Source organism: Cryobacterium sp. Hb1 (genome assembly GCF_004403585.1).
GTDB lineage: Bacteria > Actinomycetota > Actinomycetes > Actinomycetales > Microbacteriaceae > Cryobacterium > Cryobacterium lyxosi.
The window spans coordinates 316,506-341,128 of sequence record NZ_SOHI01000028.1 but is presented as its reverse complement, the minus strand read 5'-3'; the positions used below and the strand labels follow the sequence as shown (position 1 = coordinate 341,128).

At 65.1% G+C, this 24,623-nt stretch carries 25 protein-coding genes; 5 read left to right on the top strand and 20 right to left on the bottom strand.

All coding sequences use genetic code 11. From position 1 onward, the window contains the following. Positions 1 to 17 precede the first annotated feature (17 nt). The 3 genes from pyrH to rpsB form a co-directional block, all read right to left on the bottom strand. Positions 18 to 758: a UMP kinase gene (pyrH, locus tag E3T38_RS12675; protein WP_134548565.1), complete on the bottom strand. Its 741-nt coding sequence runs from the start codon at positions 756 to 758 to the stop codon at positions 18 to 20. Between the two features lie 146 nt (positions 759 to 904). Next, on the bottom strand, positions 905 to 1,732 hold the full coding sequence (gene tsf, locus E3T38_RS12670; protein ID WP_134442789.1) for a translation elongation factor Ts: 828 nt from the start codon (positions 1,730 to 1,732) through the stop codon (positions 905 to 907). 10 nt (positions 1,733 to 1,742) lie between these two features. After that, positions 1,743 to 2,660: a 30S ribosomal protein S2 gene (rpsB, locus tag E3T38_RS12665; protein ID WP_134548492.1), complete on the bottom strand. Its 918-nt coding sequence runs from the start codon at positions 2,658 to 2,660 to the stop codon at positions 1,743 to 1,745. A 309-nt stretch (positions 2,661 to 2,969) separates the two neighbouring features. Between rpsB and E3T38_RS12660 the strand changes: the two genes are divergently transcribed. Beyond that, complete coding sequence (locus E3T38_RS12660) at positions 2,970 to 3,494, top strand: M23 family metallopeptidase (RefSeq protein ID WP_134548491.1); 525 nt, start codon at positions 2,970 to 2,972, stop codon at positions 3,492 to 3,494. A gap of 44 nt (positions 3,495 to 3,538) precedes the next feature. Here the strand turns inward: E3T38_RS12660 and E3T38_RS12655 are convergent, their stop codons facing one another. The 7 genes from E3T38_RS12655 to E3T38_RS12625 form a co-directional block, all read right to left on the bottom strand. Next, on the bottom strand, positions 3,539 to 4,579 hold the full coding sequence (locus tag E3T38_RS12655) for a tyrosine-type recombinase/integrase (RefSeq protein WP_134548490.1): 1,041 nt from the start codon (positions 4,577 to 4,579) through the stop codon (positions 3,539 to 3,541). Between the two features lie 37 nt (positions 4,580 to 4,616). Then, positions 4,617 to 5,534 carry a phosphodiesterase gene (locus E3T38_RS12650; protein WP_134548489.1) on the bottom strand — a complete coding sequence of 306 codons (918 nt, stop codon included), beginning with the start codon at positions 5,532 to 5,534 and terminating at the stop codon, positions 4,617 to 4,619. A gap of 163 nt (positions 5,535 to 5,697) precedes the next feature. After that, positions 5,698 to 7,041 carry a YncE family protein gene (locus tag E3T38_RS12645; protein ID WP_134548488.1) on the bottom strand — a complete coding sequence of 448 codons (1,344 nt, stop codon included), beginning with the start codon at positions 7,039 to 7,041 and terminating at the stop codon, positions 5,698 to 5,700. Between the two features lie 291 nt (positions 7,042 to 7,332). Beyond that, the gene (dprA, locus tag E3T38_RS12640; RefSeq protein WP_134548487.1) at positions 7,333 to 8,652 is read right to left on the bottom strand and encodes a DNA-processing protein DprA; all 1,320 of its coding nucleotides are present in this window, start codon (positions 8,650 to 8,652) and stop codon (positions 7,333 to 7,335) included. Further along, positions 8,649 to 10,184 carry a YifB family Mg chelatase-like AAA ATPase gene (locus tag E3T38_RS12635; protein WP_134548486.1) on the bottom strand — a complete coding sequence of 512 codons (1,536 nt, stop codon included), beginning with the start codon at positions 10,182 to 10,184 and terminating at the stop codon, positions 8,649 to 8,651. The genes dprA and E3T38_RS12635 overlap by 4 nt, the downstream gene beginning before the upstream one ends. Next, positions 10,184 to 10,540: a YraN family protein gene (locus E3T38_RS12630; RefSeq protein WP_104197787.1), complete on the bottom strand. Its 357-nt coding sequence runs from the start codon at positions 10,538 to 10,540 to the stop codon at positions 10,184 to 10,186. Before E3T38_RS12630 ends, E3T38_RS12635 begins: the two co-directional genes overlap by 1 nt. Positions 10,541 to 10,663: 123 nt before the next feature. After that, on the bottom strand, positions 10,664 to 11,803 hold the full coding sequence (locus tag E3T38_RS12625; RefSeq protein WP_369831165.1) for an alcohol dehydrogenase catalytic domain-containing protein: 1,140 nt from the start codon (positions 11,801 to 11,803) through the stop codon (positions 10,664 to 10,666). A gap of 39 nt (positions 11,804 to 11,842) precedes the next feature. On the opposite strand from E3T38_RS12625, the gene E3T38_RS12620 reads away from it, so the two are divergent. After that, positions 11,843 to 12,286 (top strand): nitroreductase family deazaflavin-dependent oxidoreductase, encoded by a 444-nt coding sequence (locus E3T38_RS12620; RefSeq protein ID WP_134548485.1) that lies wholly within the window; start codon positions 11,843 to 11,845, stop codon positions 12,284 to 12,286. A gap of 79 nt (positions 12,287 to 12,365) precedes the next feature. On the opposite strand, the gene E3T38_RS12615 is transcribed toward E3T38_RS12620, so the two are convergent. The 9 genes from E3T38_RS12615 to nirD form a co-directional block, all read right to left on the bottom strand. Further along, the gene (locus tag E3T38_RS12615) at positions 12,366 to 13,850 is read right to left on the bottom strand and encodes a glyceraldehyde-3-phosphate dehydrogenase (protein WP_134548484.1); all 1,485 of its coding nucleotides are present in this window, start codon (positions 13,848 to 13,850) and stop codon (positions 12,366 to 12,368) included. Between the two features lie 65 nt (positions 13,851 to 13,915). Then, positions 13,916 to 14,239, bottom strand: a complete 324-nt coding sequence (locus tag E3T38_RS12610) for a DUF2469 domain-containing protein (protein ID WP_104197699.1) — start codon at positions 14,237 to 14,239, stop codon at positions 13,916 to 13,918. 12 nt (positions 14,240 to 14,251) lie between these two features. After that, positions 14,252 to 14,896: a ribonuclease HII gene (locus tag E3T38_RS12605; protein WP_134548483.1), complete on the bottom strand. Its 645-nt coding sequence runs from the start codon at positions 14,894 to 14,896 to the stop codon at positions 14,252 to 14,254. Then, positions 14,896 to 15,678, bottom strand: a complete 783-nt coding sequence (gene lepB / locus E3T38_RS12600; RefSeq protein ID WP_134548482.1) for a signal peptidase I — start codon at positions 15,676 to 15,678, stop codon at positions 14,896 to 14,898. Before lepB ends, E3T38_RS12605 begins: the two co-directional genes overlap by 1 nt. A 79-nt stretch (positions 15,679 to 15,757) precedes the next feature. Next, on the bottom strand, positions 15,758 to 16,099 hold the full coding sequence (gene rplS / locus E3T38_RS12595; RefSeq protein ID WP_092108884.1) for a 50S ribosomal protein L19: 342 nt from the start codon (positions 16,097 to 16,099) through the stop codon (positions 15,758 to 15,760). Between the two features lie 175 nt (positions 16,100 to 16,274). Further along, on the bottom strand, positions 16,275 to 16,826 hold the full coding sequence (locus E3T38_RS12590; RefSeq protein WP_134548481.1) for an MFS transporter: 552 nt from the start codon (positions 16,824 to 16,826) through the stop codon (positions 16,275 to 16,277). 57 nt (positions 16,827 to 16,883) lie between these two features. Continuing rightward, positions 16,884 to 17,594, bottom strand: a complete 711-nt coding sequence (trmD, locus tag E3T38_RS12585) for a tRNA (guanosine(37)-N1)-methyltransferase TrmD (RefSeq protein ID WP_134548480.1) — start codon at positions 17,592 to 17,594, stop codon at positions 16,884 to 16,886. A gap of 9 nt (positions 17,595 to 17,603) precedes the next feature. Then, the gene (locus E3T38_RS12580) at positions 17,604 to 18,431 is read right to left on the bottom strand and encodes a sirohydrochlorin chelatase (protein WP_134548479.1); all 828 of its coding nucleotides are present in this window, start codon (positions 18,429 to 18,431) and stop codon (positions 17,604 to 17,606) included. Then, positions 18,428 to 18,820 (bottom strand): nitrite reductase small subunit NirD, encoded by a 393-nt coding sequence (gene nirD / locus E3T38_RS12575; RefSeq protein ID WP_134548478.1) that lies wholly within the window; start codon positions 18,818 to 18,820, stop codon positions 18,428 to 18,430. Before nirD ends, E3T38_RS12580 begins: the two co-directional genes overlap by 4 nt. 356 nt (positions 18,821 to 19,176) lie before the next feature. Here nirD and nirB point away from each other — a divergent pair, with 356 nt between their 5' ends. The 3 genes from nirB to E3T38_RS12560 all read left to right on the top strand — a co-directional run bounded on the left by nirB (position 19,177) and on the right by E3T38_RS12560 (position 23,790). After that, the gene (gene nirB, locus E3T38_RS12570) at positions 19,177 to 21,747 is read left to right on the top strand and encodes a nitrite reductase large subunit NirB (RefSeq protein ID WP_174775244.1); all 2,571 of its coding nucleotides are present in this window, start codon (positions 19,177 to 19,179) and stop codon (positions 21,745 to 21,747) included. A 4-nt stretch (positions 21,748 to 21,751) separates the two neighbouring features. After that, positions 21,752 to 22,576, top strand: a complete 825-nt coding sequence (gene cobA / locus E3T38_RS12565; RefSeq protein WP_134548476.1) for a uroporphyrinogen-III C-methyltransferase — start codon at positions 21,752 to 21,754, stop codon at positions 22,574 to 22,576. 71 nt (positions 22,577 to 22,647) lie between these two features. Then, positions 22,648 to 23,790 carry a uroporphyrinogen-III synthase gene (locus E3T38_RS12560; protein ID WP_134548564.1) on the top strand — a complete coding sequence of 381 codons (1,143 nt, stop codon included), beginning with the start codon at positions 22,648 to 22,650 and terminating at the stop codon, positions 23,788 to 23,790. 162 nt (positions 23,791 to 23,952) lie between these two features. Here E3T38_RS12560 and rimM read toward each other — a convergent pair whose 3' ends face one another. Then, the gene (rimM, locus tag E3T38_RS12555) at positions 23,953 to 24,609 is read right to left on the bottom strand and encodes a ribosome maturation factor RimM (RefSeq protein WP_241984452.1); all 657 of its coding nucleotides are present in this window, start codon (positions 24,607 to 24,609) and stop codon (positions 23,953 to 23,955) included. Positions 24,610 to 24,623 lie beyond the last annotated feature (14 nt).

The window sequence follows — 24,623 nt, the reverse complement described above, 5'->3', positions numbered from 1 at the left end:
TTGGTGGTGGAATAATTCTAGTTGGAGACGCGAGTGCCCAGATCGGCGCCCAGAATGGCCGCGGTGACGTTGCCTTCTGGTGCCATGCCGAAGACCTGCATGGGCATGTGGTTGTCCATGCACAGGCTGAACGCGGTGGAGTCGACCACTTTGAGGCCCCGCTGGAGCGCTTCTTGATAGGTGATGTGGTGGATCTTCTGGGCGTCGGGATTCGTACGGGGGTCGTCGGAATAGACGCCGTCCACGCCGTTCTTGGCCAAGAGCACAACGTCGGCGTCAATTTCGAGGGCGCGCTGCGCGGCTACGGTATCGGTTGAGAAGTACGGCAGTCCGGCTCCGGCACCGAAGATAACGACGCGACCTTTTTCCAGGTGCCGTTCGGCGCGCCGTGGAATGTACTGCTCGGCGACCTGAGTCATTGAGATGGCGGACTGCACGCGGGTTTCCGCCCCGGCCTGCTCGAGAAAGTCCTGAAGGGCGAGGGCGTTCATGACGGTACCGAGCATTCCCATGTAGTCGGCGCGTCCGCGGTCCATGCCGCGCTGGGAGAGTTCGGCGCCACGAAAGAAGTTTCCGCCGCCGACGACGATGGCCACTTCGACCTGCTGGGCGGCCTCAGCGATCTCCCTGGCCAGCGAGCTGACCACATCAGGGTTTACCCCCACGGCGCCGCCGCCGAAGGCCTCACCGGACAGTTTGAGGAGCACCCGTCGCTTCTTTACGACCGTGGTGGGATGCAGCGGGCTGGTCTGGGTCATGGGTGTGCTGGCCGTGTCAGTCATGTCGTGCGGGGCCTTTCCGAGAGGGGGTGCAATCAAACTACCAAGTGCGGGCGCGTACCCCACACGGGGCACACAAAACGGAGGCCGGATTGCTTTCGCAATCCGACCTCCGTTATTTTTTGTTAGGCGCCGACCTTGAACCGGGCGAAGCCCGACACGGTCAGTTTTGCATCGTCAAGAACCTTGGCGACGGACAACTTGTTGTCCTTGGCATAGTCCTGCTCGAGCAGTGCGACCTGCTTGAGATATGCCTTGACGCGTCCCTCAACGATCTTGGGCAGTGCCGCTTCCGGCTTGCCTTCGTTTTTCGAGATCTCGGTGACGATCTTGCGCTCGGTCTCCACCAGGTCAGCAGGAACATCGCTCGCCGCGAGGTACTCGGGGTTGGCGAACGAAATGTGCTGGGCGACGCTGCGAGCGGTCTCCACGTCGGCACCGGAGAAGCCGAGAACAACGCCGACCTGCGGGGGCAGGTCTTTGCTGGTCTTGTGCAGATAGATCGAGAACGACTCGCCGGTGACGGCGGCAACGCGGCGAAGTTCGAACTTCTCGCCGATGATTGCCGCTTCGCCGTCAATGAGCTCGGCAACGGTCTGCGTGCCGGCCGTAGCGGCCAGTCCGGCCTCGACCGTGGTCGCGCCGGCGGCGGCGATCGCATCAAGAACCTTGTCGGCCAGAACGACGAACTTGTCGCCCTTGGCAACGAAGTCGGTTTCGCAGGCAAGTTCGATCATGTACGCGGTCGTGCCGATTTCCTTGGCAGCAACGAGTCCCTCAGAGGTGGAACGGTCAGCGCGCTTGGCGTTACCCTTAGCACCCTTGAGACGCAGGATCTCGATGGCTTTGTCCATGTCGCCGTCGGCTTCAACGAGGGCGTTCTTGGTGTCGACCATTCCGGTGCCGAGGTTCTCGCGAAGAGCCTTGACGTTTTCTAGTGTGAAGTTTGCCATACCGGGTTCCCTACTTGGTTTCGTCGGCGGCGGCAGCCAGTACGGCCGCAACGTCGCTGTCAGCGACAGCGTCAGCGATGGTGGGCTCTGCAACGACGGCCTCGTCGGCGACGACGGTTGCGTCGGCGACCTTCTCGGTCTCGGCAGAAGCCTGCGCGGGGGTGGTGTCGGCGTCGGACGCCTGGAGCAGTTCAGCTTCCCACGCGGCGAGGGGCTCAACTTCGGCCTCCGGCTTGGCGTGGCGCTGGATGAGGCCCTCGGCTGCAGCGTCCGCGATGATGCGGGTCAGCAGGCCAACGGAGCGAATAGCGTCGTCGTTGCCCGGGATCGGGTACTGCACGTCATCGGGGTCGCAGTTGGTGTCGAGGATAGCGATGACAGGGATGCCGAGCTTGCGCGCCTCATCAATGGCGAGGTGCTCCTTGTTGGTGTCAACAACCCACAGTGCAGACGGGGTCTTCGTGAGGTTGCGGATTCCGCCGAGGCTCTTGTGCAGCTTGACGAGCTCGCGCTTCTTGATGAGCATTTCCTTCTTCGTGAAACCGCTCTTGGCGGTGTCTTCGAAGTCGAGCTCTTCGAGTTCTTTCATGCGAGCCAGGCGCTTGGAAACGGTCTGGAAGTTGGTGAGGAGGCCACCGAGCCAGCGCTGGTTGACATAGGGCTGGCCTACGCGCTGCGCCTGCTCGGAGATGGATTCCTGAGCCTGCTTCTTGGTACCGACGAAGAGGATGGTGCCGCCGTGGGCAACCGTCTCCTTGACGAAGTCATAGGCCTTATCAACGAACCCGAGCGACTGCTGCAGGTCGATGATGTAGATGCCGGAACGCTCGGTGAAGATGAAGCGCTTCATCTTCGGGTTCCAACGGCGGGTCTGGTGCCCGAAGTGCACGCCGCTGTCAAGCAGCTGGCGGATGGTTACGACGGCCATGTGCCGACTCCTGTTCTGGTGCGGGTTCAAAAAGCCGCACCATCGGTTTGTGCGATGATCGGACGATCATCACTCCTGGTGCCCGGCACACGTCCGCCCTGCTCGCGAATGTTCTCGTGAGACGGGACCGATTGGACATGGCGGCCAAATGGGCACGCGTAGTCAGCGCACAAAGCGCTGCTGGGAACAGCGTATCACCGCCGGGCGTACTACTGCGACCGACTCCTGCACAGGAACGATAACGTCGGATACCGACACGGATGTGCCCGGTGCCCTGGCGAGTTCGACGCCGAGCGGCAGGATAGGGGCATGCAGAACCTACGCGCACTGGCTGCATCCGCTCTCATCATCGTGCTCGTGCTCGTGGTCGCTGGATCGGGTGCCGCGTTGGAGCGGACGGTGGGTACAGCGCCGACGGAGGCAGCTGCCTGGGTGTGGCCGGTCGCGGCGCCGCACCGAGTGACCCGGGCGTTCGAAGCGCCGGAGTCTTTATATTCGGGCGGTCATCGCGGCATCGACCTGGCTGCGCAGACGAATGACGCGGTGTTTGCGCCGCATGACGGGGTGGTGTCGTTTGCGGGTCGTGTCGTTGACCGGCCTGTGCTGTCGATCACGCAGCCGGGTGATCTGATCTCGACGGTCGAGCCCGTGATCGCCACTGTCGCGGCGGGAGACCGGGTGCGCGCCGGACAGGTGATCGGCGCAGTGGCCAGCGGCGGTCATTGCCCTGTCGGCTGTGTGCATTTGGGCGTGCGACTGCACGGGCTTTACATATCGCCCCTACTCTTTCTCGGGACCGTGCCGCGCGCGATTTTGTTACCGGCATTGCCGTGATGAGGCCGTGAACCCTGCACGAAACGCGATCTTTCTCGACCGGGTCAAGCGCGGGGGTGGGCGAGCCCGTAGCTGGTTTTCAGGCGTTCCGCCGACACATGGGTATAGATCTGGGTGGTACCGAGACTGACATGCCCGAGAAGTTCCTGCACGGCGCGCAGGTCGGCTCCCCCGTCGAGCAAATGGGTGGCCGCGGTGTGGCGCAGGGCGTGCGGTCCGGCCGGACCTGTGCCGGGGACCGCGGCGAGCAACGCGGCTACGAGGCGGTAGACGCCGCGCACGCCAAGGCGCCGGCCCCGGCGGCCGAGGAACAGCGCCGTGGTGTCGTTCGACGCGTTGGTGACTGGCGCTGCGAGGTCGGGCGCTACGAGGTCGGGCGCTACGAGGTCGGGCGCTGCGAGGTCGGGCGCTGCGAGGTTCGATCGAGCTGCTGGCGCTGGCCCGGTTTTCACGGCGTCTGCCGGGACAACGGCGCCTAGGTTCCGCCCCTGACGCAGGTAGTCGACGACGGCGCGCTTGGCCGGAACGCCGAACGGAACCACGCGTTCCTTCGCCCCCTTACCGGTGACCCGCACGGTCAACCGTTCCAGGTCTACGTCGGCGAGATCAAGGCCGACGAGCTCGGAGACTCGCAGCGCCGAGGCGTAGAGCAGCTCGACGATGGCGAGGTCACGCAGCGCGAGTGCCTCTCCCCCGGCTGCGCGGGCCGCCAGCAGTTCGAGCAGTTCGCTCATCTGGGTCTGGGCGATAACGCGTGGCAACGTTCGCCCCGGTTTCGGCGAGCGCAGGCGGGCCGCCGGGTCCGTAACGAAATCGTCACTGCGCGCGAGCCAGGCAGTGAAGCTGCGCGCCGACGCCGACCGGCGAGCCAGCGTGGCCCGGGCCAGGCGGGCCTGGGTTGCGACCCAGAGCCATTCCCGCAGGAGTTCGAGGCTCAACTCAGCGGATGCCGTCACCCCCCGGTCGCCGGCAAAGCCGGCCAGTTGGTTCAGGTCGGTGCGATAGGCACGCACCGTGTGTGCTGAATAGCCACGCTCGGCGCTGAGGTAACGCAGAAACTCGTCGATGTCGTCGCTCAGATGCATGGGTTCAGTTGTTCTTGCTCATGGTGTCGCGCCGCCGTCATGACTGCCGCGAAAAGGCGTGCCGGCGGTCTTCGGGTGAGAGGGCAGCCAGTTCACTGACATAGTCGGCGGAAAACTGCGTGACAGCGGCGTAATCGCCGATCGGCAGCTGCGAATGCGTGATCTGGTCGTCATAGACGTGCACAAGGTTCAGTGTCTGACCGCCGTTCATCCCGGTCATTTCACGGTCGGGGGCGCTCAAATCCATTGTGTAACAGGTAGCCGCCGCCACCGACACGGGGATGCCGGCGAATACGCCCTGGGTGGAATAGTGCAGGTGCCCGGCGAGAATTGCCCGCACATCGCTGCCGGCCAGAACGGCAGCCAATCGCGGCTGGTCCTGCAGCTCGAGCACGCTCATCAGCGGCAGCGGTGTGGGAATCGGTGGGTGGTGCAGTGCCAGGATCGACCCGCGCCGCGCGGGCGTGCTCAGAACCTGGCGCAGCCACTCCAGCTGGGCATCGGCCACCTCACCGTGGTGATAGCCGGGAACACTCGTGTCGAGCGCAATGATTCGCAGGCCGTCGAGGTCGTGCAGCTGGTCGACAGGGTTCTGGTCGACGCTCTGTTGATCGTCGGGTGCCTCGCCGAGGAGTTCGGAACGAAACGATTTGCGCTGGTCATGGTTGCCCATCACCCAGATTATGGCGGCATCCCACTGGGCTGCGGCGGCCTCCACGATGCCGCGAATGCGGCGATAGGCATCCGCTTCGCCCCGATCGGCCACATCGCCGGTGAGAATGAGGGCATCGGGCCGGATCCCTGAGCGGTGCAGCTGCTCGAGGGCGCGGTGCACGGTGTGGTCGGTATCGACCGCACCGTAGAGCGCCGCGCCATCCGCTAGAAAATGGGTGTCACTCACGTGCACCAAAATCTGCTCAGCGGGCGCGTACTGGCCCAGCTGCACGACTGCCATGTTTCACCTCTCGTCGGATCTTCAGACTACGGGCACCCACCGACACACATTTCGTTGAGGCGCCAGCAGACGGACCGCCCTGACCCCACCCGTGAAATGGTCGTTCCCCCCGGCGATTGACTCGACGAGGGGAACGGCCGGGATGACCCCATCACGAACCGGCTCAGAACACTGGGAGCACCGATACCGTGCCGTCGTTGGAATTGGTGATACCCACCTTGCTGCCATCCGGCGTGACGGCGAGACTCGACGGGGCACGCCCGAGTGGTATGCGACTGAGTACTCGGTTGGTAACCGTACTGACCGTCGCGATGGTGTTGTTATCCGTGGACAATACGTAGAGCCTTGACCCGTCAGGGCTGACCGCCAGAGCACCAGGTGCGGTGATGGCAATACTGGCCCGTACCCGGTTCGTTGCAGTGTCGATGACCTCCACGGCGTTGGATGGCCCGGTGATCAGGTCGCGTCCGAGGCTGGCGTACACCGTTGTGCCGTCGGGCGACGGTGCCGATGCGATCGGCGGGTGTGAGGTGTTGAACCGCTCCTGTGGCGCCTGAGGGGCCGCAGTATCGATAATGAACAAACCGTAGTCGTCGCCATTGCTCAGATAGACCTTTTTTCGGTCAGCACTGGGGGTGAGTTCACCGACCGGGGCACCGGTGAAGATCGGTTCGGCGAGGGAACGGGTCGCGATCGTGGCTACCGTGATGTCGAACAGTGTGGGTGAACCACCGATGTACAGGGACTTGCCGTCGGGAGTGGCTACCAGATCACCGCAAGCGCCAACAGTGAAAGAGTAGGCGACCGTGTTGGAGGCGATGTTCAGCGCATAGATCTTTTTATCGCTGCAGGTGCTCACGAATACCTGTTTCTGGTTGGCCGACACCGCAAGCGCGAGTGGGGTACCGCCCAGCGGAACGGTCGCGACGACTTTTCCAGTCGTGATGGCGATCACGGAGACAGTTCGTGAACCGGTATTGGCGACGTACGCCCAGCGACCATCTTTGGTCACGACCAGGTCGCGGGGATTAGTACCGACAGCAATGGTGCGGGGTGCGACCAGCCTGGTCGGCGCGCTCGTCTTCGAGACCGTCCGATATCCGGCTTTCGTGCCGGTCACGGTCACGGTCACGCGCTTTCCCACCTGGGAGTTCGAGGGTGTGAAAGTGGATGCCGTGGCACCGGACACCGATACACCGTTCACAGCCCAGCGGTAGGACAGCACCACCGGAACCGGTTTCCAGGTACCCGGAACTGCCGTCAGTCGCCGGCCTGCCCGTGGCACGCCGGTGATCGTTGGAACCGGGGTGGCGGTGAATGTGCGCGCGGTGGACTGAACCGCATTTCGTTCCATCACTGCAGGCTGACTCACATTCGCAGCGCTCAGCGCACCCGTCGCGGGAGCCGCGAGCGCCGCTGGAGCTACAGTCAATACCATCGCTCCGACGGTGAGAACGGTGAGAGCGAAGCCGAGGCTGCTGCGTTGGCCGGGTACTGGTGCGCTCATGACATCCACTTCTCTGAAAATTCAAACACTCGAAGAGGTAGGGCAATTGCCGATACTGCGGGTTACAGTAATCCCATCGTTCCCCGGCGACAAGGGCAGATTAGTGGGCTATCGGGGCAACCTGGCTGCCCAGCGGAACGCCTGCTCCGATGCCCTGACGCGTTCGGTGCGGTCGACGTCATCGATGCGTTTCACTCCCGCCGCACACTCGTCGAGGAGATCGCCCGGTCCCGGCTACTTGGCCGGTTCGGGTCTTCGCCGAGAGCGGATGTCGGTTGTTTTCTGCTCTCCCTACGCCCGGCGTACCCAGCCGGCCGCCCGCTCCTGGGCGGCCCCGTCGAGATCGAGACCGCCGAGGGCGCCGCGCACGGCCGACGTCGAGAGCCCGGCTCGGCGTGATAAATCGGCAACCGTGCGGGGCGAGCGACCGCTCAGGGCGTCGAACACGCGCACCTGATCGCTCGTGCGGGGTATCGGGCCCGGGCCAGCATCAGTATCGGAAAAATCCAGGGGCACCTGGATCGACTGCTCACCAACCAGCTCGGCCATCTCGGTCGGGTTGGTTACGCAGACCGCGGCGAATTCGCGAATGAGGCGATGGCAGCCAGCCGACGTGGGGCTCGTGATCGGCCCGGGCACGGCGCCGAGCGGCCGACCCAGCGCCGACGCATGCCCGGCGGTGTTGAGCGAGCCCGACCGCCAGCCGGCTTCCAACACGATCGTTGCTGCACTCGCCGCGGCGATCAATCTGTTTCTTTGCAGAAAGCGCCATTTCGTGGGGGCCGCGCCGCAGGGCAGCTCGGAGAGAACGGCCCCGGCAGCCACGATGCGGGTGAGCAGGGAGTCGTGGCCACTCGGGTAGAACCGGTCGACTCCCCCGGCAAGAAAGGCCACGGTAATGCCGTCACTGGCCAGTGCTGCGCGGTGGGCCATTCCGTCGATGCCGTAGGCGGCCCCGGACACCACGGCGAAACCACGGTCGACGAGCCCGGCCGAGGCCTCCATGGCGATGTGCTCGCCATAGCCGGTGGCTGCCCGGGCCCCGACCAGAGCGATCGAGTTGGGCAGCGCGGCCAGGGCGCCGGGTACCCCTCGCCACCACAGCGCCAGTGGCGCATGCTGCTCCAGGTCATCGATCGCCGCGGGCCAGAGGGTGTCCGTGGCCAGCAGTAGCCGGGCGTCGATACGGGCCGCCTGCTGCAGCGAACGGATGACATCCCCCGAGTTGAGCCGCGGCCGCCAGCGTTGGAGCCCGGCGTCGAGGGCCTGTTCCAGTTCGGCGCTCGTGTCGGCATCCACTTCGGAGGTATCGGAGCTGGGACTGGTGGCGAAGACGACATCAGGCGCGCCCGGCTCATCGGCCAGCACATCGCGCACGAGCGCACCGATGCGCACGGCGCTCCATGCCTCGAGGATGGCTGTCAAGGCCACACTCGCGCCGAGGCTGGCCACGAGCAGGCCGGCCGTGCCATCGCCAGGTTCGGCGATTCCCGACCAGGCAGCGCGGGCGAATACCTCGCCGGGCGTTGCTGCGGTGTCGACCGAAATACCGCCGCGCACGCCTGCGGTGAGCTCGCTTACCCGGATCTCGTCGAGGCCGAACAGCGTCATGATGTCATTCCTTTGCGTAGGTAGAGGGCGTGGCCAATTTGGTCGGGGCCGGGAATGGTGAGGCCGTCGTAGTCGGCCAGGGTCCAGGCGACGCGCAGAACCCGGTCGTAGCCGCGCATGGTGATTCCGCCGCGTTCGAGCGCCCGGTCGAGACCCGCGGTGGTGCTCGCAGCCAGTCGAGTCGATGCGCCGCGCAGCCACGGGCCCGGAACCTGGGAGTTCAGGGTCCAGGGGGTGCTGCCGAGCCGTTCGGCCGCCGCCGCACGGGCGGCCACCACACGCTTTCGGGCGGTGACGCTCGTCATCCGCTGCGTACCGGTGGCGACGCGCAGCTGTGCGGCGGTGATGCGCTTGACATTGAGCTGAATGTCGATGCGGTCCAGCAGTGGCCCGGAGATGCGAGCAAGGTAACGGCGGCGTGTGTTGGGCGGGCACGTGCAACTGAGGTCTCCCGCGCCGTACTGCCCGCAGGGGCAGGGGTTTGCTGCCATCACCAGTTGAAACCGGGCCGGAAAATGCGCGACGGCGTTGGCGCGGTGAATGCTGATCCAGCCGGATTCCAGGGGCTGGCGCAGGGCGTCGAGCACCGGGGAAGCGAACTCGGGGGCCTCGTCGAGAAAAAGAACGCCGTGCGAGGCCTGCGACGCGGCACCCGGCCGAATCTGTCCATTGCCACCGCCGACCATGGCCGCAGCGGTCGCCGTGTGATGTGGCGCCTCCCACGGCGGTCGGGTGATCAGGGCTCCGCCCAATCCGAGGCCGCTGAGCGAGCGGAGGGAACTGACCTCGAGGGAGCTCGCTGGGTCGAGGTCGGGTAGCAGGCCGGGCAGCCGGGCCGCGAGCATGGTTTTTCCGGCTCCGGGCGGGCCGAGCAGAAACACGTGGTGCCCGCCCGCAGCGGCTATCTGCAGGGCCAGAATGGCGTCGTCGTTGCCGATCACGTCTGCCAGATCGGGTTCGGCGGCCAGGCTGGCCGGCACGGTCGCTGCCAGGATGGGCTCAACCGGTATGGGCGGCAGTGTGGCGCCGTGGAAGATCGCCGCGTCACGCAATGATGCGACACCGATGACATGAATATTGGGCACGAGTCGTGCTTCAGCCTCGTTGCCGATCGGCACCATCACCGTTGTGTGACCGAGGCGAGCCGCGGTCATCACACCCGGAAGAATGCCCAGCGTCGGCCGGAGCCTCCCGTCGAGGGCGAGCTCGCCGAAGTGCACGACCTGACCGACCGATTTTGCGGAAACGGTGCTGTCGGCGGCGAGGCAAGCCAGGGCAATCGCGAGGTCGAAGCCGGCGCCATGCTTGGGCAACGCGGCAGGCGACAGATTGATGGTGAGGCGGTGGACGGTGAGTGGGCATCCGCTGTTGGTGGCCGCAGCACGCACCCGCTGGGTAGCCTGTGCGAGTGCCGCATCGGGCAGCCCGATCAAGATCATGCCGGGCAGTTGCGCCGAGATGTCGGCCTCGACCTCGACGAGCGCCCCGGTCAGTCCAAGCAGCGCTACGGCGTGGGTGCGGGCGATGCCCATCAGAACACGCCCTCGAGGTGTTCGATGACCGGTTCGCGGCCGACCGGGGCGATCACCGCGATGACGTCGAGCCGGATCTGGCGCGGCCAGCGCTCGGCCTGTACGCACCAGGCGGCGGCAAGGCGGCGCATCCGGGCCAGTTTTTTGACAGTGATGGCCTCAAACGGATGTCCGAAGCTCACACTGCTGCGCGTCTTCACCTCGACGAACACAACGGCAGCGCCCTGTTGCACGACGAGGTCGATCTCCCCCTCTGAGCAGCGCCAATTGCGGGTCAGGATCGTGTAGCCGGCGCCCTGCAGAAAGCGTGCGGCTTGATCTTCGCCGAGTTTGCCGAGTTCGTCTTTGCGCGCCACGAGTGCCTCCGAGAACCAGAGTGGCCGGTCGGCCACGCCCCGGCCGGACCGTCGCCGCATTGGTGGACAACGGCGCGCCCCCGGCGGCTGTGGAGGACGCTGTAAGGAACTCTGCGGAGGACGCTACTCGGCGTGCATGACGAACAGGCGACGCACGACCTCGCCGGCCACGAGGGCGTCGAGGCTCTCATTGAGGTCGCTGAGCGGTCGGGTGTCGGTGTGCAGCAGCTCGACGGGCAGCCGGCCGTCGCGCCACAGCTGCAGGTAGGCCGGAATATCGCGGCTTGGAACCGAGTCACCCATGTAGGAGCCGAGCAGCCGCCGGCCCATCCCAGCGAACTGCAGCGCCGGCGTGGTGAGGGTCTGTTCGGGGTGTGGCAGACCGACCGAGACGAGGGCGCCGCCCCGGGTGAGCAGGGCGAGGCTTGCCTCCATCACCCGGGCGCTGCCGACCGCTTCGATGGCGAGGTCGACGCCGTCGCCCGCGTGTTGGCGCACGAGCTCGGCCGCCTGGTCGGGCGACCCGGCGTGGTGGGCACCGCAGCGGAGGGCCAGCGCCCGTTTATCGGGCAGCGGATCGATCGCAATGACGGTGGTGCCAGCCATCTGGGCGGCGGCCATGACGGCCATCAGACCAACCGCGCCGAGTCCGAACACGATCACCGACTGGCCGGGAGCGAGGGCGCCGGTGTTGAGCACGGCGCCGATGCCGGTGAGGGCCGCGCAGCCGAACATGGCGGCGATGTCGAAGGGGACATCCGAGTCGATGGCGACGACGGATTCGCGGGCCACGACGGCGTACTGGGAGAAAGCGGAGACGCCGAGGTGGTGGTTGATCCGTTCCCCGTCGCCGCTCGCCAGCACGGCCGAGCCGTGCAGCAGGTCGCCGCTTCCGTTGGCCTCGGCGCCGCGGTGGCAGAGTGCGGGACGTCCAGCCAGACAGGCTCGGCAGTTGCCGCAGCTCGGCACGAAGACGAGCACGACCCGGTCGCCGACGGCCAGATCGTCGACGCCGTCACCGAGGGCGCTCACTGTGCCGGCAGCCTCGTGTCCGAGCGCCATCGGCAGGGGCCTAATGCGTGAGCCGTCAATGACCGAGAGGTCGGAGTGGCAAAGACTGGCCCGCTCGATGCGCACCAGCACCTCACCGGCGCGCGGAGCAGGCACCGGAATCTGCTCGAGCGTGAGCGGGCGGCTGTCGGCGTAGGGGCGCGTAGAACCGGATTCGCGAAGGATCGCGCTGAGCATCGTTGCTGGAATCATTCTTCCAACCTAACGCCCACCAAGGCATACGCTGGGCGTATGACTATGCGCGACCGGGTGACCGACCTCGGCATGCGAACGATGAACGGTGTGCACCGCATGGTGCTGAGCCTGTCGGGCGGACGCCTCGGCTGGACCATCGGCACCATGCAGACGGTCGAACTGCACACGACCGGCCGAAGTAGCGGGCAGCGTCGGTCGACGCTGCTGACGGCGCCCGTGCACGAGGACGGAAAGTACGTGCTCGTCGCGTCGAAGGGCGGTGACCACCGGCATCCGTTCTGGTACCTCAACCTCGTCGCCGAGCCCGCCGTGGACCTGACCATTCGGGGCGTGACGCGCCCGTTTCGGGCTCGCACCGCGTCATCCGCTGAGAAAGCCGAGCTGTGGCCGCGCATCGTGGCGGCCTACCCCGGTTACGGTGCCTACCAAGGCAAAACCGACCGCGATATCCCCGTGGTCATCTGCGAACCACGCGTTTAATCGCGGACGGGGCCCGGGCCCGGAACACGGGCCCAGTTTATAGACTGGGCCCGCGGACGGGGCCCGGGCCCCGTCCAGATCACACCGGTTCGGCGACCGTCTCGAGGGTTTCGGCGGCGAGGATAGCCGGGAAAGCGGGCGCGTGCACGCCGGACATCTCTTCGAGCACCCGGATGACCTGGCAGCTGTAGCCGTATTCGTTGTCGTACCACACGTACAGCACGGCCTTCTGGTCGGTGACGATGGTGGCCAGCCCGTCGACGATCCCGGCACGACGGGAGCCGAGGAAGTCGGTCGAGACCACCTCGGGCGAGTCGATGTAATCGATCTGGCGGTGCAGCGAGGAGTGCAGCGACATGGTGCGGAGGTACGAGTTGAGCTCGTCCTTATCGGTCGCGAGGGTGAGGTTGAGGTTGAGGATGGCCATCGATACGTCGGGGGTGGGTACGCGGATAGCGTTGCCGGTGAGCTTGCCGGCGAGTTCGGGCAGGGCCTTGGCAACGGCCTTGGCCGCTCCGGTCTCGGTGATGACCATATTGAGCGCGGCAGAGCGGCCGCGGCGATCGCCGGAATGGAAATTATCGATGAGGTTCTGATCGTTGGTGAACGAGTGCACCGTTTCGACGTGACCGTCGATGATGCCGTAGCGGTCGTTGATGGCTTTGAGCACCGGAGTGATCGCGTTCGTGGTGCAGGACGCTGCGGTAATAATCCGGTCGCTGGCCAAAATGTCGGTGTGGTTGATGCCGTGCACGATGTTCTTCAGCGCGCCCTTGCCCGGCGCGGTCAAGAGAACCCGGGCAATGCCGGGGCACGTGAGGTGCTGCGACAGGCCTTCTTCGTCGCGCCATTTTCCCGTGTTGTCGACAACGATGGCGTCGTGGATGCCGTACCGCGTGTAATCGACACTGGCCGGGTCAGCGGAGTAGATCACCTGGATGAGCGTGCCATTGGCGAGGATGGTGTCATTCTCCTCATCGATGGTGATCGTTCCCTCGAACGGGCCGTGCACCGAGTCGCGGCGCAGCAGACTGGCACGTTTCACCAGGTCGTTGGCGGAACCACGGCGCACGACGATCGCACGCAGGCGCAAGCCCTGGCCGCCGCCGCCATGTTCGATCAGGATGCGGGCCAGCAGCCGGCCGATGCGACCGAAGCCGTAGAGCACGACGTCGGTACTGGTGCGATCATCGAGTCCGTGCTGGCCGACGACGTCGGCGAGTTCACCGCGCAGGTATTCCTCCAGGGTGACGCGCCCATTTTGTTGCCGAAAGCCGAGGGCGAGCCGGGCGAGGTCGATCGACGCTGCTCCGAGGTTGAGGCCGTCGATAGTCTGCAGAATCGGCAGGGTCTCTTCGAGCGGAAGCTCGACATCCGCTATATGGCGGGCGAACCGGTGTGCCTTGAGCAGGCCCACGACCGACTTGTTGACCAGGCCGCGACCGTAGACGCTCGTCACGACGGTGTGGTCCCGGTAGAGGCGCCCGATCAGGGGAATCATCGCCTCAGCGAGAGCTTCGCGATTACTCCACGTTGCACGGGCACGATCAGCGTCCTGGATCACAGGGTTGCCTTCCTAAACCATCGTTGGTTAGTTAGTCCGGCCACCCGAGGCCCCGGAGTCATTGCTTATTCGTCGAGTGCAAGTTCCTTGGGAAGTTCAAAGTCTTTCGACGCGAGTTCTTCCACGTTGACGTCTTTGAAAGTCAGCACACGCACCGATTTCACGAATCGATCCGAGCGGTAGACGTCCCAGACCCAGACATCCTTCATGGTCAGTTCGAAGTAGAAATCGTGTTCCGTGTCCCGGCGAACCAAGTCGACCTCGTTGGCGAGATAGAAGCGGCGTTCGGTTTCGACGACGTACTGGAATTGGCCAACCACGTCTCGATATTCCCGGTACAGGGCCAACTCGACCTCGCGGTCGTAGTCCTCGATTTCGTCTTCTTCCATGGTGACCTCATCTTACGCTGAGATTTTGAGCCACGATTTGCGGTGTAAGGGGCTCGGCCCGAGCATCTCGATCGCGCTCATGTGCGCGGCGCTGCCATAACCTTTGTTCGAGGCCCAGCCATACCCGGGCGCGTCGTCATGCGCGGCGATCATGAGGCGGTCGCGGTGCACCTTGGCGATAACGGATGCCGCCGCCACAGACCCGCAGTCCCGGTCGGCTTTGATCCGCGTCACGACGCTCAACGGGGTGGCCAGCGCCTTGTTCAGCCAGTCGTCGCTGCCGTCGAGCAAGACGATGCTGCCGGCCACATCGACACCCTGCGTATACAGCTCGGCCAACGCACGCTTACCGGCCAGCCCGAGGCAAGCGATGATTCCCAACTCATCGACCTCGGCCGCCGAGGCGAGCCCCACGGCCGAGTGTATCGCCCAGGCAACGGCGAGCGGTGCGAGCAGTTCCCGGCGTGGTTCGCTGAGCATCTTCGAGTCGCGAAGTCCCGCGGGCATGGTCAGAACGGATGCGTTCACCGCGGCGAATCCGACAGCCACCGGTCCGGCGAGGGCGCCGCGACCCACTTCGTCACAGCCGATCACAAAGCGTGCGCCGGTGCGCAGCAGGTCGAACTCCACCTCGAGGGTGGGGTCGGACACTGCCACTACTCGGAGCCTTTGTCGGCTTGCTCCACCTCACGGAACACGTCGGGGTAGTCGTCGAGCCACGCCCAGTGCGCCAGCGGCCAGCTCACGACGAGCGCGCGACCGACGACGTTGTCGACCGGGACGTACCCCTTACCGACCGTGTCACCGTTGTAGCGGGAGTCTTTGGAGTTGTAACGGTTGTCGCCCATCATCCAGAGTGAGCCCCCCGGGATGGTGACATCGAAGTCATCCTTGGAGACCTTGGTTTCACCGGCCGGCAACAGCACATAGGCCGATTCGTCCAGCGGAACATCGTTGATGCTCATCTGGCCGAGGGCGTTGCAGCAGACGACGTGGTCGCCGGGTAGTCCGATCACCCGTTTGATCAGGTGGTCGTTGCTGTCGGGCGCGGACAGGCCCACGACAGACAGGAGCCAGTCAGCGCCGGCGACGATCGGATTTTGCACGATCTCCGCCTGCGGGAGCAGCCATCCGCCCGGGTCTTTGAACACGATGACGTCGCCACGGGAGATCGGGATCAACTCGGGTTCGAGCTGATTCACGATGATGCGGTCATCGACCTGCAGGGTGTTCATCATCGACCCGGAGGGGATGTAGAACGACCGGATCAGGAATGTCTTGATCAAAAACGAGATGAGCAATGCCACCACGAAAATGATGAGGAGGTCGCGGATGAACAGCAAGACGCTGCGCTTTTTGCTGGGCGCCGTCGTGCTTCGAGATTTCTTCGACCCTGATACCCGACGATCGGACCTGGAGGCGAGCACTTCATCTGTCATTTAACCGCCTGAGCTCCCCATCAGTTTAGGTGATGGGGAGCTCAGAAGAATCCGCGTGGATCGTGGGGAAGCGCGAAAGTTAGCGCTTTTCCTTGATCTTGGCCTTCTTGCCACGCAGGTCGCGCAGGTAGTACAGCTTCGCGCGACGAACATCGCCGCGGGTCACGATCTCGATGTGGTCGATGACCGGGGAGTGCACCGGGAAGGTACGCTCGACACCGATCTGAAAGCTGACCTTGCGAACGCAGAACGTTTCGCGCACGCCTTCGCCGGAGCGGCCGATGACGACTCCCTGGAAGACCTGGATACGAGAGCGGGTTCCCTCAATGATGTTGACGTGAACCTTGACGGTGTCGCCGGCACGGAAGTCAGGAAGATCCTTCTTCAGCGATGGGGCGTCTACCGCGTCGAGAATATGCATGTTGTTTCGCTCTCTGTACCCGCCACAGGTCGACTACGCTAGGTGCTTCAATCGAAGCAATCAGTATGAGGATGTGCGCCGCAACGAGCAGGTTCCCCTGTGGCAGAGTCCTGCAGCGGCACAAGGGCTTATTCTGCCATGAAGTCGCACCCGTTGCAAAGCGGGCCCCGACGAGTCAAGTTTGATCGCGCTTTTCTTCGATGACGATGACCTGTGGCTTGGCGCTTCGGCCAAAGGTCGGTGCTGTTTTGGTCTCTTGGGGGCGTGACCTGTTCGGCAGCGGGTGCGGGGCCGTGGCCGTGGCCGTGGCAGATTGCCCGTGCGCCTGCTGCTCCACCAGGTCGACCATCGCCAGGACTCGGCGTCGGGCGGCGTCGAACAACTCCCAGACAACGAACCAGAATACGGCGAGGCCCCCGATGATGACGAGTACGCTGAGCCAGCCGGCGGCATCCGTTGAAAAGGGAATGGCGATGATGAGCGCGTGCCAGAGGGTCAGCACGCCGACGTCGGCGTAGGAGAGCGCCCGGGTCTCGCGCACGTCTTTACGTGCGTAAATGACGAGGGCGACGAGCAACAGCCCGAGGCCGATAAGAACGGCTCCGAAGAAGATGCCCAGTACCGCCCACGCGCCCGATCCAAAAATCGCGGACCCGACGAGAAGCCAGAGCGGCAGGGCTCCGGCGGCAATGAATTGCCAGTGGTAAAAGGCGCGGCGGATGATCACAGGATCAGCCTATCGATGGGGGCTGACACTGACCTTGGCGTTCGCTGGAGGCTGAAGTCACGAGATTGTGCGCGGCAGAAGGTCGGGACGCACCCGTTCGGTGCGTTCGATTTGCTGCTGGTGGCGCCAGGTACTGATGGCGCCATGGTTGCCGCTTCGTAACACCGGCGGAACGTCGAGGCCGCGCCAACTGGCGGGCTTGGTGTAGCTGGGGTATTCGAGCAGGCCGTCTTCGTGGGATTCTTCGACGAGGCTTTCCGGGTTGCCGACAACGCCGGGAATGAGCCGGCCGATCGCTTCGATCATTGCCATGACGGCGACCTCTCCCCCGTTGAGCACATAGTCGCCGAGGCTCACAAGCCGTACCCGGCCGCGCTTTGAGTAGTGATCGACGACCCGCTGGTCGATGCCCTCGTAGCGACCGCATCCGAACACGAGGTGTTGCTCGAGCGATAGCTCACGGGCCATCCGCTGGGTGAACTGGTCCCCCGCCGGCGAAGGAAAGATGACGATGGGGCCGTCGTCGACCGGTGCAGGCTCAGTGCCGAGGATGGCATCGAGGGCGTCACCCCAGGGCTCCGGCTTCATGACCATGCCGGCGCCGCCACCATACGGGGTGTCGTCGACGGAATGGTGCCGGTCGTGGGTGTGGTCGCGCAGGTTGTGCACGCCCAACTCGATCAAGCCGCTTTGGCGGGCCTTGCCGAGTAGCGACAGATCGAGCACATCGAAGAATTCGGGAAAAATGGTGACGATATCGATGCGCATGGTCAAATTCTAGAAGATCTGGGCCTGCTCTTTCGCCTCGCGGTACCGGTCGACGACCACGTCAACCAGAGCAGCGGGGGCCGTTTCGCCCGGCAGCAGCAGCGGAGCCGTCACCAGTTCGGCGCCCACGCTCTGGACGCGCGTCAAGTCGAAGAAGAATCCGGGTGCCATGAGATAGGTGCTCACGGTCACGTGTTCACTGCGCAGTCTGGCACCGGTGACGGCACAGGCCAGCCGGGGCGTGGCCGCAGAGAGAAAGCCGACGGTGACGCGAACACCGAGGCGCTCTTCCAGCAGGGCGCCGACCGTGCGGCAGTCGTGCACCGCGCGGGCGTCGCTCGAGCCGGCGGCGGCGAGCACGATCTCCTGCCCGCGGACCCGTGTGTCGAACCCGTCGGCACGCAGACGATGTTCGAGTACGTCGATGAGTCGGTCGTCCGGGCCGAGCGCCCGCGACACGGTCGTCACGCGGTCATGCGCGCTGGTCTCTCGTTTTAGGTCGACGTGCACGTGGTAACCGGCAGAGAGCAACAGGGGCACCACGACCGCGGCGGAATCCGGGGGCACCGCACCGAGGCTCGCCGCGACATCCGGCTGTTGCACGTCGACGAAACCGCCGCTGACGGCAAGTTCGGGATGAGCGAGGGCAACGGCGTCGACGAGGGCAGCGATGGCGGCCTGGCCGTCAGCCGAGTTGGTGCCGTGCGAGATGGCGACGAGCGCAGCGGGTGCCGGCGTTGCGCGCTCGTCACCGCTCCGCTCGGCACCGCGCCCACAGGTGCGGTGCCACTCGATGCTGTGCTGTGCTGCACGCGCCCGTTCGCCGAGTACGGTCATGCCGCCTCGCGCAGTCCAGACTCGACCGCGACCTCGATATAGCCGCCGACAACGCGGGTTTCGTAGGTGTTCAGCACGAGTGTCGGGTTGGTGAAGCATTCCCCGGTACCGAGGTCGTAGACCTCTTTGTGCAGTGGCGAGGCGATGGTCGGGCGGTCGCCCTTGGAACCGACGATGCCGCGGGCCATGACGTTGGCTTCGGTGTGCGGGTCACGGTGATCGACGGCGTAGATCTCGGTGGGCGAGAGCAGGAACAGTGCGATCTGTTTCATGCGAATGAGGGCAGCTTCACCCCAGCTGGGTTCCAGATCGGCTACGGCACAGGCACGCTCCCAGATCAGGGCGGGGCGGGTCACTGCAGCGGTACGGCGGGTGTCGGCCAGTGTCATCGTGCGCTCCCAGGGGTTTGGTTTTTGGGGTTGTCGCGTTTGTGCGTCGCTCCCACGGTAGGCGAGCAATATTTCAACCGATCGCCCGCCATGTTTCCCCGGGATGAAACCCGCCTCACACGAGGTGCGCTTCGGTGTGGGGCTTTCGACCAGTCCGGGACACACGAGCGACACGAGGGGGAAACTGCCCCGAACTACGCTCACAATTGCCCCGCTTTGAAAGGATGCTGATGCCAGCTTCTCGTGAAACCGCCTCCGCGTATTCTGTCCCAGACACCTCCGCATCCGCTAGGGACGCGACACACGCCGTCACAACAGTGAGCCCGGCGGATGCCGCCATTGTCGAATCGGAGACTATGCGCCGCGTCATCGTGATCGGTGGCGGTCCCGCCGCACACCGCCTCACCGATGCCCTGCACTCCCGCGACACTGAGCACGCCCTCTCGATCGTCGTGCTGGCCGAGGAGAACCACCGGCCATACGACCGGGTTGCGCTGAGCCAGCGACTCACCGGAATGACCGACCTCACCCTTGCGCCCACAGCACCGTGGGACAGTGAGCGCATCGCGCTGCGCATCAACGAGCGGGCTACCAGCATCGATCGGGTTGCACACACCGTCACTACGTCGACCGGGGCCGTGCTCGACTACGACGACCTCGTGCTCGCCACCGGATCCAGTGCTCCTGTACCCGAGATGCCGGGTCGCGAACACATTCGGGTCTACCGCACCCTCGACGACGTCGACGCCCTCGTCGCTGAACTCGCCGCCCTCACCGTCTCCCTCGGCCGCACCCCCAAAGTCGTCGTGGCCGGCGGCGGTCTGCTCGGCCTCGAAGCGGCCGGCGGACTGCACAAGCTCGGCCCGGAATCCGCCATCGTGCATTCCGGCGGCTGGCTCATGTCGGCCCAGCTCGACGAGGGTGGTGGACAGGCACTCGGTCGGCTCATCGTCGCTCAAGGCATCGAGCTCCACCTCGGTACCAGGGCCCGAACCATCCTCTGCGACGACGACAACGCGGTGATCGGCCTGCAGCTCGGCAACGGTCGCGACATTGCCGCCGACATGGTCGTCTACGCAATCGGCATCTCGCCGCGTGACGAGCTGGCGCGCGCCGCCGGACTGACCGTTGGTGCGCGCGGCGGCATCACGATCGGAAACGACTGCCGAACGAGCGACCCCAGCATCTGGGCGATCGGCGAGGTTGCCAGCTGGAATGACCGCTGTGTCGGCCTCGTCGCACCGGCCAACGCTATGGCCGAGGTCGTCGCCGACCGTCTGCTCGGCGGCAGCGCCGAGTTCACGACCGTCGACGACGCCACCAAGCTCAAACTCTCCGGTGTCGACGTAGCCAGCTTTGGTGACGCCCTCGCCAGCACGCCGGGCTCGCTCGAAATCGTCTACGCCGACCCGGCCCGCGGGCTGTACCAGAAGCTCGTCATGACCGACGACGCCAAAACCCTGCTCGGCGGCATCTTCGTCGGCGACGCCACGCCCTACTCGGTCCTGCGACCGATGATCGGCCGCGAACTCAGCAGCGAGCCCGCCGCGTACCTCTCCGCAGCCGGTGCCGAGGTTCCCGGCGGCGGCGAACTACCCGACGACGCCCTGGTCTGCTCGTGCAATATGGTCTCGGCCGGTGCTGTGCGAAGCGCCGTGCTCGGCGACGAGCACAACGATGCCTGTACCGAACTCGGCTCTCTCAAGGTCTGCACGCGGGCCGGAACCCAGTGCGGTTCGTGCGTGCCACTGGTCAAGAAGATCCTTGAGGCCGAGCTGACGGCATCAGGTCAAACGATCTCGCACGCCCTGTGCGAGCACTTCGAGCTGAGCCGGCAGGAACTGTTCGATTCTGTGCGGGTGCTCGGGCTCGTATCGAGCGACGAGATCTTTTCCCGTTTCGGCACCGGTCGCGGCTGCGATGTCTGCAAGCCCGCTGTCGGCTCGATCCTGGCCAGCCAGAACACCTCCTACATTCTCGATGCCGGCCGCGGTACTCTCCAGGACACCAACGACCGGGCCATGGCCAACATGCAAAAGGACGGCACCTATTCGGTCGTTCCGCGCATTCCGGGCGGCGAGATCACGCCCACCAAACTCGCCGTCATCGCGCAGGTCGCGCTGGACTTCGACCTGTATACCAAGATTACCGGCGGGCAACGGATCGACCTGTTCGGAGCCCGGCTGGAGCAGCTGCCCGACATCTGGCGCATCCTGGTCGACGCCGGCTTCGAGTCCGGCCAGGCCTACGGCAAGTCGCTGCGCAACGTGAAGTCCTGTGTCGGGTCCACCTGGTGCCGGTTCGGGGTGCAGGATGCCGTGGGGCTCGCGATTCGGCTGGAATTGCGCTATCGCGGCCTGCGCGCCCCGCACAAATTCAAGTTCGGGGTGTCCGGCTGCGCGCGCGAGTGCGCCGAAGCACGCGCCAAAGACGTGGGCATCATCGCCAGCGATAACGGCTGGAACATGTACGTTGGCGGCAACGGTGGTTTTCAGCCCGCGCACGGGCAGCTGCTGGCGACCGACCTCGACGAGGAAACCCTGATCAAGTACATCGACCGCTATATGATGTACTACATTCGAACGGCCGATCGCATGCAGCGTACGGCGCGCTGGATGGAAGACCTGAGCGGCGGACTCGAGCATGTGCGCGACGTCGTCATCAACGACTCACTCGGACTGGCCGAGGAACTCGAGCAGGCCATGCTCGCCCACGTCGACAACTATGAAGACGAGTGGGCAGCTACGCTCGCCGACCCCGAGCGCCTACGCCGATTCCGATCCTTCGTGAACGCGCCCACCGAGCCAGACCCGAGCATCGCTCTCGTTACGGAGCGTGACCAAATCCGACCCGCGACCCCGGCCGAGCGAGCCTCGTCGAGTACTGTTCTACTAAGTGGAAGCCGCATTCCCGTTCGAAAAGAGTAAGAAGATGACAGCCCGGAATTTCGGTACGACTGGGTCGGTCAGTGCCGAGCAGGTCACGGTAGGGCAAGTCACCCTGGTCGGCGGCGGACCCGGCGCCGCGGGGTTGCTGACCGTCGCCGCAGTGACGGCTCTGGCCCAAGCGGATGTCGTGTTGTTCGACCGTCTCGCCCCCAACGACGAACTAGCCCTGCTCGCACCTCGCGCGACCCTCGTCGACGTCGGCAAACGCGCCGGCAGCCATCCGGTCTCACAGGCGGGGATCGAAGACCTGATGGTCGAGCATGCCCTCGCGGGCAAGCGCGTGGTGCGGCTGAAGGGCGGCGACCCTTATGTGTTCGGACGCGGAAGCGAAGAAGTGCTCGCCTGCCACCGCAACGGCATTGCCGTCACGGTTATTTCCGGTGTCACGAGTGCGATCGCCGTGCCGGCGGCGGCGGGAATCCCGCTGACGCACCGCGGGATCAGCCACGCATTCACCGTGATCAGCGGCCACGCACCGCTCACCGACAACGAACTCGAGGGCCTCACGCTGCTGGGAAGTACCATCGTCGTGCTGATGGGCGTTGGCACGTTGCCGACCCTGAGCCAGGGCCTGTTGCGCCACGGCATGCCAGCCGACCTGCCAGTGGCCATTATCGAACGCGGCTTCAGTGCCACCCAGCGCACCACGGTGAGCACGCTGGCCGCCGTGCTATCGGATGCCGCAGCCGCCGGCGTGCGCAGCCCCGCCGTGCTCGTCATCGGTGAGGTCGTACGCCTCGCTTTCAGCGGCGACACGGCCGCGAACGACCTCGTGGCCCGGGCCGCCGAGTTTACGGTGACCGCCTGATGAACACCGGGAACGAACCGGTTTGGGACGGCGAGCGGGGAGCATCCGCTGCACAGCTGCCCGCACAGCCGATGCCGGGCGCGACCGAGCCGATTGAGGTGGCGGCCCCCGTTCTGAGGCCGAACCAACTGGACGGGTTTCGCATCGGCGTGACCAGCGATCGCCGCTCGAGCGACTTGATCGACGCCTTCGAACGGCGCGGTGCCAAAGTCATGCACGCGCCGACGCTGCGCATCGCCCACTCCCAGCAGGACGGCCCACTGCTCGATGACACCAGAACCCTGATCATCGCGCGACCCGATATTCTACTCGCGACCACCGGCTACGGAGTGCGACGCTGGTTTGAAGTGGCAGAGGCCGACGGCATCGGGTCCGCCCTCACCGATGCATTCGCCGACACCACGATTCTGGTACGCGGACCGAAAGCACGCGGTGGCATTCGCGCCACCGGGCTGAACGACTCGGGCATGAGCGAATCAGAGACGACCGCCTCGCTCGTCGACAAGGTATTGGCCGAGTATCCGCCGGGACTCGTTGTCGGTATTCAGGTTCATGGCGCCACCGACGAGGTGCAACTCGACCGGTTGCGCGCGGTGCACCAGCAAGTGCTCGTCGTTGCGCCCTACCGCTGGATCGCCGTCGATGACAGCGACGAACGGGTCTACAAGCTCGTCGAGGCGATTTGTTCCCGTCAGCTGGACTGCGTGACTTTCACGAGTGCCCCGGCCGTGCACGCCCTCTTCACCGCGGCGGAAGGCATGGAGGTCTATCCGGAACTCATCGCGGCTCTGCAGACGCAGGTGTGCGCGGCCGCTGTCGGACCGGTGACGAGTGCTCCGCTGATCGCGGCCGGGATCGTTCCGATCCAGCCGTCTCGGTTTCGGATGGGCGCGCTGATTCGGCTGGTCTGCGAGCATCTGGAACAGAACATGATCGAACGGGTCGAGACGCAGAACGGACTCGTGCAGCTGCGCGGTTCGATCGTGCAGGTCGGCGCGGAACGCACCCAACTGCCGCCCACAGCCCTCGCTATCCTGCGGGCGCTCGTTCGGGCACGCGGTGCGGTTGTCTCCCGCGAAGACCTCACGCTCTCCCTGGCCGGCGACTCCGACGATCACGCTATGGAGGTTTCGCTCAGCCGACTCCGGCAGACGCTCGGCATTCCCGGGTTGGTCGCGACCGTGGTCAAGCGCGGCTACCGCCTCAACGTGTAGCCGCCCGGTACACACATGTCGGTGCGCTCCCTTCGGCCGTTGTTCGGCATACAAATGCCGGTGCACTAACGTCGGCCGTTCTTCGGCATACAAATGCCGGTGCGCACCCTTCGGCCGTTGTTCGGCCAGTTGGGTGCGCACCGGCAACGGTACGGTTGAGCGTTACGGTTCGTCGGTTGTATGAGCGGATGCCGCAGTATCCGGTTCAGAGTCGCCTTCTGAATCCGTTTCCGGTACAGCGCCAGCGGCGGCACCATCGGCCGCGTCCTCTGGCAACTCTTCGAGAAGGCCGGGCGGCGGCGTGATCGTGACCAGGCCGTTTTTCACGTCGACGGTCGGCACGATGGCCTTGACGAACGGGATCATGACGTCGCCGGTGGGCGTCTTCACGATCAACAGGTCTTGGGCCGGCATGTGCTCGAGGCGACCGATGGTGCCGATGCGTACCCCATCGCGCATGACGGCGAGGCCGACCAGCTGGTGGTCGTACCAGGCGTCTTCTTCATCCGACTGTTCTGCAACGTCCGCGTCGATCCAGAGGATCGCCTTCGCGAGCGTTTCTGCCGCGCTGCGGTCGACAACATCCTTGAAAAAACCGACGGCGTGCTGGTTGTACCAGCGCAGCTCGACGAGTTCGATCGTCTTGCCGTGCCAAGCCGAACCGGTCGGAACCTGCAGCGTGAACACGGCACCCGGGACAAAACGTCGTCCCGGGTCATCCGTGAACAGTTCGAGCTTGATTGCTCCCTTGAGGCCGTGAGCCTTAGTCAGGCGCCCCACCCGTAATTGCTGGGTGCGGTCCTTTTCACTATCGTCCACTGTCGCGTCGTTCA

Excerpts from the sequence above, each read along its gene's own strand:
- lepB (WP_134548482.1), bottom strand. The coding sequence starts at position 15,678 with ATGACAGATGAAGTGCTCGCCTCCAGGTCCGATCGTCGGGTATCAGGG.
- E3T38_RS12650 (WP_134548489.1), bottom strand. The coding sequence starts at position 5,534 with ATGGCAGTCGTGCAGCTGGGCCAGTACGCGCCCGCTGAGCAGATTTTG.
- dprA (WP_134548487.1), bottom strand. The coding sequence starts at position 8,652 with ATGACGCTGTTCGGCCTCGACGAGATCCGGGTAAGCGAGCTCACCGCA.
- E3T38_RS12610 (WP_104197699.1), bottom strand. The coding sequence starts at position 14,239 with ATGGAAGAAGACGAAATCGAGGACTACGACCGCGAGGTCGAGTTGGCC.
- pyrH (WP_134548565.1), bottom strand. The coding sequence starts at position 758 with ATGACCCAGACCAGCCCGCTGCATCCCACCACGGTCGTAAAGAAGCGA.
- E3T38_RS12635 (WP_134548486.1), bottom strand. The coding sequence starts at position 10,184 with ATGGGCATCGCCCGCACCCACGCCGTAGCGCTGCTTGGACTGACCGGG.
- nirD (WP_134548478.1), bottom strand. The coding sequence starts at position 18,820 with ATGACACTGGCCGACACCCGCCGTACCGCTGCAGTGACCCGCCCCGCC.
- E3T38_RS12625 (WP_369831165.1), bottom strand. The coding sequence starts at position 11,803 with ATGATTCCAGCAACGATGCTCAGCGCGATCCTTCGCGAATCCGGTTCT.
- rplS (WP_092108884.1), bottom strand. The coding sequence starts at position 16,099 with ATGCATATTCTCGACGCGGTAGACGCCCCATCGCTGAAGAAGGATCTT.
- E3T38_RS12580 (WP_134548479.1), bottom strand. The coding sequence starts at position 18,431 with ATGACCGTACTCGGCGAACGGGCGCGTGCAGCACAGCACAGCATCGAG.
- E3T38_RS12560 (WP_134548564.1), top strand. The coding sequence starts at position 22,648 with ATGCCGGGCGCGACCGAGCCGATTGAGGTGGCGGCCCCCGTTCTGAGG.
- nirB (WP_174775244.1), top strand. The coding sequence starts at position 19,177 with ATGCGCCGCGTCATCGTGATCGGTGGCGGTCCCGCCGCACACCGCCTC.
- E3T38_RS12645 (WP_134548488.1), bottom strand. The coding sequence starts at position 7,041 with ATGAGCGCACCAGTACCCGGCCAACGCAGCAGCCTCGGCTTCGCTCTC.
- cobA (WP_134548476.1), top strand. The coding sequence starts at position 21,752 with ATGACAGCCCGGAATTTCGGTACGACTGGGTCGGTCAGTGCCGAGCAG.
- rpsB (WP_134548492.1), bottom strand. The coding sequence starts at position 2,660 with ATGGCCGTCGTAACCATCCGCCAGCTGCTTGACAGCGGCGTGCACTTC.
- trmD (WP_134548480.1), bottom strand. The coding sequence starts at position 17,594 with ATGCGCATCGATATCGTCACCATTTTTCCCGAATTCTTCGATGTGCTC.
- tsf (WP_134442789.1), bottom strand. The coding sequence starts at position 1,732 with ATGGCAAACTTCACACTAGAAAACGTCAAGGCTCTTCGCGAGAACCTC.
- E3T38_RS12620 (WP_134548485.1), top strand. The coding sequence starts at position 11,843 with ATGACTATGCGCGACCGGGTGACCGACCTCGGCATGCGAACGATGAAC.
- E3T38_RS12660 (WP_134548491.1), top strand. The coding sequence starts at position 2,970 with ATGCAGAACCTACGCGCACTGGCTGCATCCGCTCTCATCATCGTGCTC.
- E3T38_RS12655 (WP_134548490.1), bottom strand. The coding sequence starts at position 4,579 with ATGCATCTGAGCGACGACATCGACGAGTTTCTGCGTTACCTCAGCGCC.